General features: G+C 44.1%; 15 protein-coding genes. 1 reads left to right on the top strand and 14 read right to left on the bottom strand.

Translation table 11 applies throughout. The features are described 5' to 3' along the window. Positions 1 to 497: 497 nt before the first annotated feature. The 5 genes from W234_RS0111770 to W234_RS0111790 all read right to left on the bottom strand — a co-directional run bounded on the left by W234_RS0111770 (position 498) and on the right by W234_RS0111790 (position 6,926). Positions 498 to 785: a neutral/alkaline non-lysosomal ceramidase C-terminal domain-containing protein gene (locus tag W234_RS0111770; RefSeq protein ID WP_025647035.1), complete on the bottom strand. Its 288-nt coding sequence runs from the start codon at positions 783 to 785 to the stop codon at positions 498 to 500. A 316-nt stretch (positions 786 to 1,101) separates the two neighbouring features. After that, positions 1,102 to 1,533 carry an HIT domain-containing protein gene (locus tag W234_RS0111775; protein WP_025647036.1) on the bottom strand — a complete coding sequence of 144 codons (432 nt, stop codon included), beginning with the start codon at positions 1,531 to 1,533 and terminating at the stop codon, positions 1,102 to 1,104. A gap of 93 nt (positions 1,534 to 1,626) precedes the next feature. Continuing rightward, complete coding sequence (mfd, locus tag W234_RS0111780; RefSeq protein WP_025647037.1) at positions 1,627 to 5,331, bottom strand: transcription-repair coupling factor; 3,705 nt, start codon at positions 5,329 to 5,331, stop codon at positions 1,627 to 1,629. A gap of 271 nt (positions 5,332 to 5,602) precedes the next feature. Then, entirely contained in the window at positions 5,603 to 6,118 is a 516-nt protein-coding gene (gene rraA, locus W234_RS0111785) for a ribonuclease E activity regulator RraA (RefSeq protein WP_025647038.1), read from the bottom strand. Between the two features lie 106 nt (positions 6,119 to 6,224). After that, positions 6,225 to 6,926, bottom strand: a complete 702-nt coding sequence (locus W234_RS0111790) for an NAD-dependent epimerase/dehydratase family protein (RefSeq protein ID WP_025647039.1) — start codon at positions 6,924 to 6,926, stop codon at positions 6,225 to 6,227. A gap of 495 nt (positions 6,927 to 7,421) precedes the next feature. Here W234_RS0111790 and rpsT point away from each other — a divergent pair, with 495 nt between their 5' ends. Continuing rightward, positions 7,422 to 7,688 carry a 30S ribosomal protein S20 gene (gene rpsT, locus W234_RS0111800; RefSeq protein ID WP_025647041.1) on the top strand — a complete coding sequence of 89 codons (267 nt, stop codon included), beginning with the start codon at positions 7,422 to 7,424 and terminating at the stop codon, positions 7,686 to 7,688. A 238-nt stretch (positions 7,689 to 7,926) separates the two neighbouring features. Here the strand turns inward: rpsT and W234_RS0111805 are convergent, their stop codons facing one another. The 9 genes from W234_RS0111805 to W234_RS0111845 form a co-directional block, all read right to left on the bottom strand. Further along, positions 7,927 to 8,766: a histidine phosphatase family protein gene (locus W234_RS0111805; RefSeq protein WP_025647042.1), complete on the bottom strand. Its 840-nt coding sequence runs from the start codon at positions 8,764 to 8,766 to the stop codon at positions 7,927 to 7,929. Between the two features lie 87 nt (positions 8,767 to 8,853). Continuing rightward, complete coding sequence (locus W234_RS0111810; RefSeq protein ID WP_025647043.1) at positions 8,854 to 9,648, bottom strand: metallophosphoesterase; 795 nt, start codon at positions 9,646 to 9,648, stop codon at positions 8,854 to 8,856. Positions 9,649 to 9,849: 201 nt separating this feature from the next. Continuing rightward, on the bottom strand, positions 9,850 to 10,584 hold the full coding sequence (gene pyrF, locus W234_RS0111815) for an orotidine-5'-phosphate decarboxylase (protein ID WP_051397488.1): 735 nt from the start codon (positions 10,582 to 10,584) through the stop codon (positions 9,850 to 9,852). A 62-nt stretch (positions 10,585 to 10,646) separates the two neighbouring features. Next, positions 10,647 to 11,063 carry a LapA family protein gene (locus tag W234_RS0111820; protein ID WP_025647045.1) on the bottom strand — a complete coding sequence of 139 codons (417 nt, stop codon included), beginning with the start codon at positions 11,061 to 11,063 and terminating at the stop codon, positions 10,647 to 10,649. An 86-nt stretch (positions 11,064 to 11,149) separates the two neighbouring features. Beyond that, positions 11,150 to 11,452: an HU family DNA-binding protein gene (locus tag W234_RS0111825; protein WP_025647046.1), complete on the bottom strand. Its 303-nt coding sequence runs from the start codon at positions 11,450 to 11,452 to the stop codon at positions 11,150 to 11,152. Positions 11,453 to 11,745: 293 nt separating this feature from the next. Beyond that, entirely contained in the window at positions 11,746 to 13,434 is a 1,689-nt protein-coding gene (gene rpsA, locus W234_RS0111830; RefSeq protein WP_025647047.1) for a 30S ribosomal protein S1, read from the bottom strand. A 303-nt stretch (positions 13,435 to 13,737) separates the two neighbouring features. After that, positions 13,738 to 14,511: a (d)CMP kinase gene (cmk, locus tag W234_RS0111835; protein WP_025647048.1), complete on the bottom strand. Its 774-nt coding sequence runs from the start codon at positions 14,509 to 14,511 to the stop codon at positions 13,738 to 13,740. Positions 14,512 to 14,757: 246 nt separating this feature from the next. Beyond that, the gene (tadA, locus tag W234_RS14045; protein WP_025647049.1) at positions 14,758 to 15,393 is read right to left on the bottom strand and encodes a tRNA adenosine(34) deaminase TadA; all 636 of its coding nucleotides are present in this window, start codon (positions 15,391 to 15,393) and stop codon (positions 14,758 to 14,760) included. Positions 15,394 to 15,399: 6 nt separating this feature from the next. Next, positions 15,400 to 16,152 (bottom strand): uracil-DNA glycosylase, encoded by a 753-nt coding sequence (locus tag W234_RS0111845; protein ID WP_025647050.1) that lies wholly within the window; start codon positions 16,150 to 16,152, stop codon positions 15,400 to 15,402. Positions 16,153 to 16,222 lie beyond the last annotated feature (70 nt).

Raw genomic sequence — 16,222 nt, forward strand, 5'->3', positions numbered from 1 at the left:
TGAAATGTGATAAATAGATAACTCTATTATAGTGCTTCAAGCCTGCTAAGCCTACGGCATTGATACCCAAAAAAATACCGCTTGTCAGTTAAATGCCGCCAAGGCCTTGAAAATATTAGATAATATTCGCTAACCCGTATTTAATATATGCAAATAATTAGATATTTATACTGGTCTTTTATAGAGTCCAAAGCGGCTTAAACCTCACTCTATTTACTGCACCGTAAAGCTAGGGCGTGTTGAACATTCGACCATGGCACTGACAGAGACTATTTTTTAGGCGATTTGCAGATAAAAATGGTAAGTTTAGTCGTTCTAAGCGTCTATTTTTATCAATAAAGCGGCAAAAAATAGTCCTGTCCCTGTTGTTGTCGTGAGGGCTGATGCTAAAATCGCCCTAGTCGTTGCGAAAATCTAGCCAATGCAATAAGCATTATCTGCAATTTTCACTTAGACTAGAACTATTTTAGCGATCAGCAGTGCGCATTTGTGAATGTTCAACACGCCCTATTAGAAGTGCCTGAGTACGGCTTGATTTTGTGTGTCCAGCCACTCTTCCAATCTCCGTAATGAGTCAAGCGATAAGTGCCAGCTGGCGTATCATCTGCTATGCGCCAATCGATAATCGCCTTACTGTATGCCGCACCTTGACGCTGCCAAGTATAAGTGGTCTCAGAGTCGCTATCGCTTAAATAGTCAATCCATTGACCGTTCTCATAGCGCTGCACCGCTAAGAAGCTGTCTTCATTTCGCAGATTGGTTTTGGGATGGGCGGCGCAGTACAAGAAGTTGTCATCTGTTATCCTTAATGTAGAGTGAAGTCACAGCTACTTATGTTGGCTTATAATAAGCACTAACATTTCGCTGAGACCAAATAGCTCAAACCACTTTTAAGGTGTTACATCAATGACGATTACGACCTACAAAAACAGCTCTAAGCCTACAAATTGACTAAATCCTTTAGTCAACCTTCTCTAATTAATGAATAACAGACAAATGTGAAACGCTTTATGGTGAATAGTGACATAAGCTAAAACTCGCTTATATCACCATAAGGTTATTTAGAAAGTACTAAGACGTGTTTATAACATTATGGCTTGACTACATTTGCCAATCAAACGGCATTTGATGATGTCCACGTAGTGCCATCATTAGCGGCTGCTGCATTTGCGCTAGTACTTCTTGCGTATAAGGAATAGCAGGCGTGCCCCATACTGGATTTGGCCATTTAATATCGTTTTGATAACGCACAATATGATGAAAATGCAGCTGCGGTACTTGATTACCTAAAGCGGCAACATTCATCTTTTCGGCTTGAAAAGTCTTGGCCAGTTGACTCGACAACCAACTTGACTCGCGTAAAAACTGGTTTTGATCGGCTTCTGAGAGCTCATATAGCTCGGTTATTCCAGTCACTCGCGGCACCAATATCAGCCAAGGAAACTGGCAATCATTGATCAAACGGCAGGTGGATAAAGGAAAATCACCAACCAAAAAACTATCACTAGCAAGCTTAGGATGCAATTGAAACATAAGATGTATTTCTCTAATAATAAATATAATAAAAAGGTAGAAGTAATTAAAGCTATTTTAGCAGTTATCGTTGTAGCCGTGTTAGCAATTCCCTTAAGCCGGCTCTGCTGTCATATGCTCGCTAAAGTACTTTAGTAGCTTCTCCACAGCTTTGACTCTTTGCTCAGCGCTTTCTAGCTTATCTACATCACTGTAGCGGATACCTGAGGCGCCATTCATCCGATACTTTTGTCCATTTGATTGAATGAGTTTAATAATAGCCAAAGCATCGACTGGGGTATCAGGGGCAAACTCTAAGCTGACGCTGCTACTATTGGCATCAATCTTATTGATCATCAAGGGCTCAGCTTGCAGCCGCAGACCATGTACAGCAAATAGCTGCTTGGTTTGATCCGGTAGCCCCCCGAAGCGATCTATCATCTCCGTACGGATATCGGTGAGGGCGTCAATATCATCAGCATTACTAATACGTTTATAAAACAGCAGGCGCTGATGCACATCGTGCACGTACTCCTCTGGGATAAGCGCTGAGCTATGCAAGTTAATTTCACTAGTCAGCGACAATGGCGTATTGAGATCAGGCTCTTTACCCGCTTTAATCGCCTTAGTCGCACGCTCGAGCATATCCATATAGAGGCTAAACCCAATCGCTTGCATATTACCGCTTTGCTGCTTACCTAATATCTCGCCTGCCCCGCGAATCTCTAAATCTTCACTTGCTAGCATGAAACCAGCGCCAAGCGTATTAGCGCGTTCGATAGCGCGTAGTCGGCGCTTTGCATCACCTTTTAGACCTTTGAGCGATGGCACCAGTAAATAACAGTACGCTTGATGATGACTACGGCCTACGCGGCCACGCAGTTGATGCAGCTGCGCAAGTCCAAACTTATCTGCGCGCTCAATGATAATGGTGTTGGCATTAGGCACGTCGATGCCGGTCTCGATAATGGTTGAGCAAACCAATACATTAAACTTTTTGTGATAAAACTGCTGCATGATTTGCTCAAGTTGCCGCTCTTGCATCTGCCCATGCGCGACACCTACTCTAGCTTCTGGTACCAACTCACGTATCGTCTCTGCCATGCGCTCAATACTCGCCACATCATTGTGCAGAAGATAGACTTGCCCACCGCGTAACAGCTCTCGCAGAATCGCCTCTTTCATTAATGCTTCGGTCTTTTGCATGACAAAAGTCTTGATCGCTAAGCGGCGCGCAGGCGGTGTGGCGATAATCGACATATCACGCATACCAGACAGCGCCATATTGAGCGTACGCGGAATCGGTGTGGCAGTCATCGACAAACTATCGACATCAGTCTGAATGGCCTTGATACGCTCTTTATGACGTACGCCAAAACGGTGCTCTTCATCAACGATCATCAAACCCAAATTGGAGAACTCGACGTCTTTTTGTAGCAGCTTGTGCGTACCAATAATGATATCCACTTTACCAGCGGCCAAATCTGCAAGCACTGTATCTTGATGTTTTTTGCCGCCAAAGCGCGATAAAGTCTCAATGCGCACTGGCCAATCGGCGAAGCGGTCGCGAAAGTTATCTTCATGCTGACCGGCAAGCAACGTCGTCGGTACTAACACCGCCACTTGATAACCGGCGCTAACCGCAATAAAGGCGGCTCGCATCGCCACTTCTGTCTTACCAAAGCCAACATCACCGCAGATCAGGCGATCCATCGGTTGGTTTTGGCGCATGTCTTCCATCACTGCGTGAATGGCATTGGCTTGATCGGGCGTCTCTTCAAAGGCAAACTGGCTGGCGAATAGCTCATACTGCGACGGCTCAATCTTAAAATGGATACCGACCTTGGCCTCACGTCTTGCCTGCATGTTTAAGAGTTCAGCCGCTACATCATGAATTTGTTGTAAGGCTTTTTGTTTGGCTTTGTCCCATTTGCCGCTACCGATTTTATGCAGTGGCGCTAAGGCCGGATCGCCACCACTGTAACGGCTGATCATTTGCAGATTGGCTACGGGCACATAAATACTCGCATCATCAGCATATTTTAAGTGAATAAACTCTTGCTCACCATCACCTACATCTAGAAGGATTAAGCCATCATAGCGCCCTATACCGTGCTCAATATGCACCACAGGGCTACCTTGGGTCAGCTCAGTGACGCTTTTAACTAAGAACTCTTCTGAGACCCCGCTTTGACGCCGACGGCGCGTTTGCAGCACTTGCCGGCCAAACAGTTGTGTCTCGCTGATCACCACTAAGCGCTCAGGCACATAAACGCCGCGCTCAATCGGTGCGACGGTCAACCCAACATGAGGCAAACGACTATGCTTATTAGGGTCGTTATGAGCTATGCTGCTATGATCGATAGCTAAAAAGTCTCTAAAACTATCATAAGCTTTGGTCTCAATTTTACCTTTGAATAACTCAATGAGAATTTCACGCCGGCCTGCGGTTTCAGCAACGATTAACACCGGCGTTGCCGTTTGGTTTTGTGTTTCTAGGAAAGCTAACAGATCAGCTAAAGGCTCAGATTTTTGGTGGTTGACAGACAACTGCGGCGGCTCTTGGGCGCTTAAGGTCACTAGTCCTTGCACCTTTTGATTATCTGAGCTGTTATCCTCCATTGCCGCCTGAGTCTGACTCGTCGCCAGCTCGCCGCGAGCGCTAACGATCACGCGCGGATACTGATTGAGCTGTTCGTTAAAGCGATTAGCAGGCAAATATAGGAATTCAGGCGCAAGTATTGGCTTATCGATATCGTGGCGACGCTCTTCATAACGGCGCTGTATTTGCGACCAATAATCGACTTGCCGCTCACCGATAAGCTCATCAGTAATAAATAGCGCGTCACTGGGCAGATAATTAAATAAACTACTCTCTTCTTGCCAATTATTTAGATCAAAAAACAGCGGCTGATAATACTCAAGACCACTACTCGCAATCCCTGCCATCACGTCTTTATGTAATTCAAACTTGCGGCTACTGGCATTTGGGAACATCGCAGCAAAGTTTGTTCTGAAGGTTTCGCGGCCTTCATCCAGTGGAAATTCTTTAGCAGGCAAGATTTGGAATTTCTTAATGGGTTTTGAGATATCAGGGAGCTTATGTAATAGCGACAGCGACTCTGCGCCCATGCTACTGTCGTTACCCGATAGCATAGCTCGCAAATCATCTTCAGTTAAAGTGCGCTGCGTTTGCGGATGAAAAAAACGAATAGTCTCAATCTCATCATCAAACAAATCAAGACGCAGTGGAAACGGCTGACCCATAGCAAAGATGTCGATGATACTACCGCGTACCGCAAACTCACCAGGCTCAAAGACGTTTTCGACTGCTCGGTAGCCTGCTTTTGCCAGTAGTTCGCGCTGAGTATTGATATCGAAGATATCACCTACGCTCAAGTCAAAGTGCTGGCCGATCAGCCAACTTGGCGGCGCGACTCGCTGCATCAGTGTCTGCACCGATATCAATAGCACCCCTGTCGTCGGCATATCGGTCAATAGATTGATACGCTCACTGACGATGTCTTGGTGCGGCGATAGCTCATCATAAGTCAAAGTCTCCCAATCAGGGAACACATAAGCATCGACGCCGCAAAACGCCAGTTCAGTCTCAATCTGATTGAGCTGGTTTTGATCGCGCGCTACCATAATCTTGAGCCGATCAGCCACCTGCCATAACTCAGTATTGACCAAGCTTGCAAGCCAAAGGCTACTCACCGCCCCATGCACAGGCGCCAGCCAGCGCCGCTGATGATCCTTAATAGGAAAAAGCTGCTTGTTAATAGGATAAAAAGCGTCAGTCAAAGCAGTGATAGGCATAAAGAGTAGTATCGAAGTTAGCGGATAAGGGAGATGAAAAATAAAGAGATATTATACGAATTTTTTAGCCATTGACCAAAAGTTATGCGGTAACGGTTTGTCAGTTTGAGGACTTGTCCGTTCCACGCTTTTCATTTTAGAGGTATGGATAGTTAGTTTAAGAGTATCCAATAAACATAGCTAAGCGCGAACTTGCATCAGTACTTAGCTACTTTTTGATCTTGATGTCGATATCTGACTTATAAATTTAATCGCTATATAAATCGAGCTGCTACAGTAATGCTTTATCACTAGCAATTATGCCGTTATTGTCAGCATAGACAAACATACCAGAATTAAGCGTCAAATCACCAAAACTAATTTCAATATCCGTTTGCCCTTCATCACGGCGCGTTGATTTGCGCGGGATACAGCCTAATGCCATTACTCCTATGTCCATCTGCGCCATATCATCGACGTCACGGACACAGCCGTAGACCACAACGCCTGCCCAGCCATTATCAATAGCCGCTTGCGCGATCATATCACCAAGCAGCGCGCAGCGCATAGAACCGCCACCATCGACAACTAATACCTTTCCGTTGCCATCAGCGTCTTTGCCATTACTATTCAATAACGCTTTCACGCGGCTATTATCTTCAAAGCACTTAACCGTGACAATCTCACCGCAGAATTTATCTTTGCCGCCAAAGCTATAAAACGACTTACCTTCGATATTAGGCAAGCAAACTTGTGATTCAGGATTAGCATCTAATAAGTCGCAGGTCACAAAATCTTCTTTCGTCATCTCGTTAATATCTGGCATAGTTATCTTCCTTGTTCAGTTTTTATTGATAATTTTTACTTAGGCTATTTTATAAGAGCGGGCTTACTTAGCGAGTCATATATTCATACTAGTGTTTTACTCGCGTCATCGCAAGCATCTGCTTATTTTCAATAATACTTGTAGTGCTAGGCAGATCAGCGGACTGAAATTTGCGGCGCTCATAAAGGTTATTAGCGCTCATAGTCATCGCGCTTGCGACACGTCTAGCACTAATAGGATGGATGGATAGCGACTCTGGTACCAAAGGCGAAAACACCTTAAAGATGTTTTGACTCACATTCTCAAGCGTTCGCCCTTTGTGTTTACCCAGTAATAACGAGGGACGAAAAATAAGGAGCTGTTTGAAACCCAATGCTCTAATAGACTGCTCGGTCTCTGCTTTTACTCGGTTATATAAGAAACGACTGTCGATATCATTATTCATTGCAGATAATAAAAAGAAATTCTCTACGCCTTTTTCTCGGCATAATTTTGCAAAACTGACGTTATAATCGTGATCGACTTTACGAAATGCCTCATCACTACCGGCTAGCTTGCGAGTGGTCCCTAAGCAGCTAAAAGCATCGGTATTTTGATCAGCGCCAATATTGGTACATACTTCGGCTAAGTTATCGAAGTCATTCACTTGATAAAAATGAATACTGGCATTGATGTAACGCAGCGGTCGTCTCGCAATCACGATTAAAGTGTCATAAATCTCACTTAATTGCTTTACTAAGTATTGCCCTACCAAGCCTGTGGCGCCAATTACAATTGCTTTTCGCTGCATAGCTTATCCATCTTTATAGTCAAATATTTTATAGTCAATCTTTTGGTTATCGTCTCATATATTTTAGTCTTATCGACAATAACTCTTATAAGTTAACCGATTCACTCTATGATTGCTTATCATTAATTGTAAGAGATTTTATCAAAAAACCGATGGCAGAAGTAAATATCGATAAAGTAGAAACTTTGTCCACAAAAGGCGTCTAGTCGCTTCAATGAATAGCAGCGATATCATATTACTGCTACTTAAATACACACTTCTTTATGCTTCTTCGCTCAAACATATTGTTCTTAGAGCAAGAATTTGTTAAAATGACCGGCTTTACACGTCGAAGCTATTTAATTATTCCAAACGGCTTTGACGCCTTTGATGACTTACTGTACATTTGGCATCAACATCATGTTTGGCGAGACGGCTGCTCGTCACCGATGATGGTTAAAACTATTACTGTATTCAACATTCATATTTTTATCTGTCTTTATCAAGGAGATACGCGTGGCTAATACTGCACAAGCTCGTAAACGCGCCCGTCAAAACACCAAACGTCGCCAACACTCTGCTTCACAGCGCTCTATGGTTCGCACTTACCTTAAGCGTGTAGATGCAGCTATCGAGTCAAAAGACTATGATGCGGCAACTGAAGCTTACAACAAAGCGGTACCGGTTTTAGACCGTATGGCTGACAAAGGCATTATTCACAAGAATAAAGCTGCTCGTCGTAAGAGCCGTTTGAACAAAGCAATCAAAGGCTTACAAGCTTAATCATAAGAGTATTCTCTTATTTAGATTGCTAGGTTTAAATCTAAAAAACCTTGTCACAGGCTAAAATGCTGAGACAAGGTTTTTTTATGGCTGTTAGTTTCTACGGGTGTAAGTTAGTGAAGCCTATTGGCGCTATACAATAACTATTAAGCTGGCGGAAATAGCTGAAAGCTTAGTTATTAACTACAAACTCAGTGATTAGCTACAAGCTCAGTGATTAACTACAAGCTCAGTTATCTCAATCCCATTTTACCTCTGACGGCAGCAGCAGCTTATCACTACCAAAGCCTGAAGCACTATAATAGCTCTCTAACAAATGACTCACTGGGCGGATATAATGCTCACCTCGCCATATCAAGTTCGCGTTCACCTTCTCAAAAGCGCCTTCATCGAACCATAAAAACACCCCTTCCATCATTTTAGGCCAATCATTCCAGTCGATCTCTATAAAGTCGAGCATGACCGCTAAGAATGCCGATAACAAGGTATCATGACTCACTGCTAGCAGCATATGACCTGGCTGCGGCTGATGTTGATAAAATAGTGAGAGAATATCTAAGCCGCCTTGATAGGGATTCTTGGTCCCCTCAAGATTGTTTTGCAAAAAACGATTGATAAAGTTCAGCACGCCAATCTCTTTAAATATCGGATTGGCAATCTCAGGGTCGGTGACTAAGCTACCCGGCTCTACCAGTAGTGATTGATGGACAATACTACGGCTAAGACCTGCGCCTTGTTGCATGAGCATAGCGGTGTCTATACAGCGTCCTATCGGACTTGAGAGACTATCCACATCTAAGGAGTACGGCAGATGCCCTGCGAGCCAGCGTCCCCAAGATTTGGCTAACACGCGGCCTCTAGGAGTCAAAGGCAGCTGATAACTGGCAAAACCGTTACCGTCTGAGCGCTCACGTAAAGAGTGCCGAGTAAATAATATCAGCCGCTTGTCCTCAGGCAACACCCCAACAGAAGACATCATGCTATCTGGCAGATGCGCTGGAGCTGGCATGCTTGGACTATGTCTTGAGTGCACACTCACATGAGAGTTAGTATGCTTAGGATCAGTAGTATTAGTCATAAAAGATAGTATAACGAGCTGTTTATTTATAAGGGGAAAATACAATTTGAGTCACTACTGTAGCCATCATAAAACCCACTCGCTATCTTATACTTCGATAACTCTATCCCAAGCGAACTCAAGAGCAGTACTGCTCACTTCGTTAGGATAAGCACGCGGATTGACGATAACACGAGTGTCATTGATACGGTAATCAAAGGCTTCATGAGTGTGACCATGCACCCAAAGCGTTGGCGCCCAGTCCTCAAACATCCAAGCAGACAAATCGGTGACAAACGCGGCGTTACTCGGTAAGGTCGCGTACTTTTGGGACACTGATAAAGGGCTAATACTATGGTGAGTCATCACTACCGTTTTTTTGCCTAACTGCTTAGCGGCTATCAGCGCTTGCTTGAGCCATTGCCGCTGCTCATCATGAATCTGCATTGAGACCTCTGGTGAAAACAGCTCATGACCTGCATATATTTGCTTATAGTCGCGCATAAAGCGCTTGGCAATATCTATAGTATCGCCATTAGCCTGATATTGATAGTCCGTCCATAACGTACAGCCTAATATTCGTACCTCACCAATGTCGATATGCTGACACTGCAAAAAACGCAAGCCTAAATGCTGAGTCGCATCGTAGTTATCCCAAGTCGCTAGCTTTTTATCAAAATACAAAATATCTTCGTTAAAGTATTCGTGATTACCTGCAATCGTTAGCAGAGGGACTTGTAGCCGTGCCGCTTGCTGTTGTAGCCAAGGCATACCGCTGTCACTATTAGCGGTGTCGCCTGCGACCAACACAATATCAGCATCAGTCTTTGGAATATGTCCTATGGGATGCGATTGTCTGACATAGCTATCGATATGAAGATCGCTTAATATCTGGAATTTCATACAACTCAATATAATAAATAGGTTAACAACGTAGACTCTAAACCGTGGTAGCGATAAAGCTAAAACGCTCACCTAGTGTAGCATTTATTTATATGGCGTTAGAGACTAAAAAAGACAACGGCTAGGTTGTCTTTTTATAATAGTATAAGGCGGCGTTAACGATATCTCATCATAATAGCTTATACCGATAGCAGCTATACCTTAGATATCTATACTTTGTAAAATAGTCTGTAGTTTCGCAGTAGGATCAGGCGAGTTGGTAATAGAGCGGCCGATCACCAGATAGTCCGCGCCGTCTTGCAAGGCTTGCTTAGGCGTACAAATGCGCTGCTGATCATCACTGTTATCTTCTGGCAAACGAATACCTGGGGTAATCAGTTTAAAATCATCACCGCATAATGTCTTGAGCCTTTTTGCCTCTTGCGCGGAGCAAACCACCCCATCGAGACCAGCTTTTTGGGTCAATTGTGCAAGCCTACTGACTTGAGTTTCAAGCTCATTATTGACTCCAATTTGCGCTAAATTCTGTTGATTCATCGAGGTCAGTACGGTCACTGCAATCAGCAAGGTATCATAGCCGCCTTCGACTAGGCGCTGTTTTGCTAGTGCCATAGCATCATAACCGCAGCTAGCGTGGACATTAACCATCCACACACCTAAATCAGCCGCAGCCATGACGGCTTGCGCGGTAGTATTAGGAATATCATGGAACTTGAGGTCTAAGAATACCTCAAAGCCTCGCTTTTGTAGCGCCTTTACGATAGCAGGCCCTGAGCGGGTAAATAGCTCCTTGCCTACTTTAAGACGGCACAGCGTAGGGTCTAGTTTATCTGCTAAAGCAAGGGCGGCGTCTAAGGAAGTATTATCTAAAGCCACAACAACAGGAGAAGTCAGGGTTGTAGAAACTGCTTTGAGAGGCGCCAAAATATCCGTCATGAGTTTACCGCTTTTTTAAATAGTAATTAGTGATTTGGTATTAAAGTGTTACCATAACTCCATCAACGACGAGGAGTTTTGCTAATGGTACTGGTCTTAGCAGCAATGGTGTTATCACTTTCATCAGCGACTACGTCAGGCTGAGCTGGCGTGCCATAGACAGCTTGTTCGGCGGTGGGTGCATTCGCTTGACGATCGATAGCGATATTGGCTTGATTGAGCTGCTCTTGTAGATGGGCGTTACTTTTTTGCAGACGAGAAATTTCCCATTTATTCTGAAATACTCGAAACAGTAATAACGACAGTATAAGACCAATTACAATACCCAGAGTCATACTCAAAATCAGCAGCAACCCTAAGTTCATAGCAGGCGCTTGTGAGAATAACAAATTCACCCCAATATCAGAATTATTTGCTAATACCAAACCAAGCGCGTAGGCAAAGCTCAGAAATAGTAGGACAAACAGTATAAAGCGCATAATGGGTTACCTTTTAGTTAGTAGTCATCTGTTGGTAGAGGCTAATCTCGATCAAAACCTTAGCTGCAATATCAAGCCAAAAGTAACTATACCGCTATTTTGTCATTGACCGCTTCACGTAGCGCTTTACCTGGCTTGAAATGCGGAATAGCTTTTGCAGGGACAGGTACACTTTCTCCCGTTTTGGGGTTGCGCCCTATACGCGCGCGTCTGTGATGCAAACAAAAGCTACCAAAACCGCGTACTTCAACACGGCCATCATTCGCTAAAGTGTCTACCATAAGATTGAGTATTTCACGCACTGCATCATCAACCACGCTCTCAGCCATTGGATCACAGCTGACACTCAAATTATTAATAAAGTCAGATTTATTTATCGCTTGCTGCATTGTCACACTTGCCTTATTGATTTAGATTTGTCAGATTAAAAACAAAAAACTGCACTTGTTCAAGCACTTAATATTAGTTTACGTCTCAAAACTCGTGGTGACAAATGATATCTCAAATAAAAACAAATAGAAATCAAAGTTTGCTCATTTTAGCTAAAAGTTTTTTATTTTTTATAAAAAGTGGCTTTGTTATCTGGTATTTGACAACTAATATTAAGGCCTATCGAAATTAGAACATAAAAAAAAGCGACCGAAGTCGCTTTTTTTATGTTCTATACAAACAAATCAGAGATTTACTGCATTTGCTCTTTGATTAAGTCACCAATAGTCTTAGGCTGAGCATCAGAACCTGCTGCTGGAGCTGCTCCTGCACCGCCAAGATCTTTAATCGCTTGACGCTCTTCAGCTTCGTCTTTAGCTTTGATAGACAAGCTGATGTTACGCGTTTTGCGATCAACACTGATGATTTTCGCTTCAATGTCATCACCAGCAGATAGATGCTTAGTCGCATCTTCTACGCGGTCACGTTGAATCTCAGAGGCACGTAGATAGCCTTCAACTTCATCAGCAAGCTCAACAGTCGCGCCTTTAGCATCAACTTCTTTGACTTTACCATTAACGATAGCGCCGCGATCATTAGCGACTAGGTATTCGTTGAATGGATCAGAGCTTAACTGCTTCACGCCTAGGCTAATACGGTTCGCTTCTGCATCTACAGACAATACCATAGCTTCAACGGTGTCGCCTTTATTGTAGTTACGGATAGCTTCTTCGCCAGTCTCGTTCCAAGAGATATCAGATAGATGAACCAGACCGTCGATACCGCCGTCTAGACCGATGAAGATACCAAAGTCAGTGATAGACTTGATAGTACCTGTGATCTTATCACCGCGCTCATGCTTCTTATCGAACTCTTCCCATGGGTTTGCTAGAGTCTGTTTGATACCTAGGCTGATACGACGACGCTCTTCGTCAATATCAAGGATCATCACATCAATCTCATCGCCAACTTGTACGACTTTTGAAGGATGGATGTTCTTATTGGTGTGATCCATCTCTGATACGTGGACTAGACCTTCGATGCCTTCAGAGATCTCAGCGAAACAACCATAGTCAGTTAGGTTGGTGACGCGAGCTTTAACGATACTACCTACTGGGTAAGTACCACCAACGTTATCCCAAGGATCTGTGCCTAATTGCTTCAGACCTAGGCTTACGCGGTTACGCTCACGGTCAAACTTCAGTACTTTAACTTTTAGGTCTTGACCGACTTCAACCACCTCAGATGGGTGCTTGATACGGCGCCATGCCATGTCAGTGATGTGAAGTAGACCATCGATACCACCAAGATCAACGAACGCACCGTAATCGGTTAGGTTCTTAACGATACCTTCGATCTCGATACCTTCTTCAAGCTTGTTCAACAGCTCTTCGCGCTCAGCTGAATTTTCAGCTTCCATAACCGCACGGCGGCTAACCACAACGTTGTTACGCTTTTGATCAAGTTTGATCACTTTGAACTCTAGCTCTTTGCCTTCAAGATGCGTGGTATCACGGATAGGACGAACGTCAACCAATGAACCTGGTAGGAAAGCGCGTACTGAACCGATATCAACGGTGAAACCGCCTTTAACTTTGCTTGAAATAATACCTTTAACGATTTCATCGTTATCGGCGATCTTCTCTAGGAAGTTCCAAGTTTCAACACGCTTCGCTTTTTCGCGTGACAGTAAAGTTTGACCCATACCGTTATCTACGGCTTCAACGACAACATCAACACTATCGCCAACTTCAACTTCAAGTTCGCCTTCTTCGCTTAAAAACTCTTCACGAGCGACGATACCTTCAGATTTTAGACCAGTATCTACAGTGATCCAGTCGTTATCGATGGCAACAACAGCACCTGTGATAACCGAGCCACGCTCGATATCTAAGCCTGTTTCTTCGATGCTCGCTTCAAATAGTTCAGCAAATGATTCCATTATATCTACCTTTGTGTAGCCGTAGCCTGTCCAGCACAGTACGGATCAAATTTATGATTTTATAAAACGTTATGCTGGTTTTATATCTTATAAAATCATATAAAAAACAGTTGTTAATAATAAGCGCGTCGTTGTAGCAACTCACTAGTAGCAACAGTCTAAAAACCTAGTTAAATCAGTATTATACTATTTTTAGTATCAAGTAGAAACCATGCAAATAGTGAAAATGTGACTCAATCCTTTAATCTTACTATTTTACCCTAAAACTGCATCGTTTACGACTCATTAATCGTTATATTTCTGTCAAAAGCATATCCCTTGTTGCTGACAGTAGCTTTTAATCTGTTCGTAAACCACATCCGCAGGCAGTGCTGAACTATCTAATACTAGCGCATCGGAGGCAGGCTTTGACGGCGCAGTGCTGCGGTTCTCATCACGATCGTCGCGCGCTTTAATCGTCGTTAAGATAGCCTGGTAGTCCGCAACTTGTCCGGCCTGCTCTAGCTGACATACTCGGCGTTCAGCTCGCGCCTCAGGGCTAGCTGTCAGGTAGACCTTAACATCAGCATCAGGAAACACGACTGTACCCATATCACGGCCATCAGCCACTAGACCTGAGCGCGTAGCCATATCTTGCTGTAGCTGCAACAGAGCTTGGCGCACTTCAGGGAATACCGCCACTTTCGAAGCATAACCACCAACCGTTTCATTGCGGACTTGCTCACCAACGCGCTCATCATTGACGATAATATCGATACGCCCTGAGGTGTTGTTCAGCTCAAACGCAATGTCTAAGCTTTGGGTTAGCTGCAACAAAGCAGCTTCATCAATAGTTTTACTGCCATCAGCACCCAGCAATCCGGCCTCAAAAGCTTTTAGACCGACGATCCGATATAATGCTCCAGAATCTAGCAATTGATAGTCCAAGCTTTGCGCCAATCGCCAAGCAACCGTACCTTTACCGGCACCACTAGGACCGTCGATACAAATCACAGGAAAGCGTTCTGGCAACACTTGGCTCTGTTGATTAGCAGAGTCAGTCTTAACAGAGGGGTTAGATAGCTCAGGTGCAGTCATAATGGCTCAGTCATTATTGGTTAGCAGTCCTAGTCAGCAAAACGCTGATAGAAGCAATTATCAATTCAAGTAATAGCTAGTAACTAGCTAAAAACTTTTATCGACTAATAAAGCAGGTTCACGCAATTAAATAGCGTCATATTATAGCAAGATAACGCGGCTGCCACTAGCACTAGATAGATGCCATTGTCTGACGATGGCATCGCTTTTATTAGCCTTCGGATAACATGTCTACTCTTACAGTACTTACTGGTGCTGTGTTTGCTGAATTTTACTAGCTTTTAACGCCTGTCGGCGCTGACGAAAAAATGCTTTTAGTAGTTGACTGCTAGACTCTTGGCATAGCCCTTGTTGTACTTGTATCTGATGATTATAAAAAGGCTGAGTGCTCAGATTCATCTGACTGCCGACCATACCAGCGCGCGGCTCATTAGCGGCATAAACGAGCCTGCCTACACGCGCATGAATAAGCGCGCCGATGCACATCGTACAAGGCTCTAAGGTAACATATAATGTAGTACCCACCGGCAAGCGATAATTATTAAGATGTCGACAAGCCGCTCTTATGGCTGTCATCTCCGCATGAGCTGTCGCATCGTGACGGCCTATAGGCTCATTAAACCCTTCACCGATAATGCTATGATCATGGACTAAAACGGCGCCTACTGGTACCTCTCCCTGCCCAGCGCCCCGCTTAGCAAGCGTTAAAGCATACTGCATCCAGTAGTAATCTGTAAGTGACCAAAAAAGACAATTGGCCAGCTCGTTACCAGTAACTGCCCTAGATAGCTCATTATTAACCTGTAAAGGCTGCAAAGCATTAGAGACCTGCCACAAAGGCAATAATAATAAACGTTGACTGCTCATTTGCATAGTAAACATAGTAAGCTACTGCGGTAATTGCCAATCGATCGGTGTCTGACCATGCTGCTTGAGATAATCGTTCGTTTTCGAAAAAGGTTTTGTGCCAAAGAAGCCTCCACGATTAGCAGCTAATGGCGAAGGATGCACCGCCGTCAAAATCAGGTGCTTATCGGTATCGATATACTTGCCTTTTTTCTGCGCTTTGCTGCCCCATAAGATAAAGACAGTATGCTCAGTTTGCTCATTGACCACATCGATAACTTTGTCGGTGAACTGCTCCCATCCCGCGTTTTGATGGCTATTGGGCTCGCCCTCGCGAACCGTCAACGAGCTGTTGAGTAATAATACTCCTTGCTGTGCCCAATAGGTTAGATCGCCATGCTTAGAGGGCGTGGTACCAATATCGCTTGCCATCTCTTTTAGTACGTTATTCAGCGATGGTGGCTTAGGTATGGTCTTAGGGACGGAAAAAGATAAACCCATCGCTTGCCCTGCGCCATGATAAGGGTCTTGGCCGAGTATAACCACTTTGACATTCGATAAAGGCGTCAAGTTTAGCGCATTGAACATTAAAGGCGCTGGCGGATAGATAGTATCACCTGACTGATAGGCTTGCTTTAAGAACTCACGCAGCTCATCCATATTCTCTGAGGTCAGCTCCTCCTCTAGAGCGCGCTTCCAATCCTCTGGGAGCTTTACTTTATCTAAAATCGCCTTTTTTTCGGCGGCAGTCTTAGTGTTAGAGTCATCATCAGATAGATCGTCAAATAAATTCATGGTTATCAAGCCTTATTAATTATCAGTAAATCTTACTAGCGAGGGTAACAAAAATAACGGTTGTTTTTCA

Source organism: Psychrobacter sp. TB15 (assembly GCF_000511655.1).
Taxonomy (GTDB): Bacteria; Pseudomonadota; Gammaproteobacteria; order Pseudomonadales; family Moraxellaceae; genus Psychrobacter; species Psychrobacter submarinus.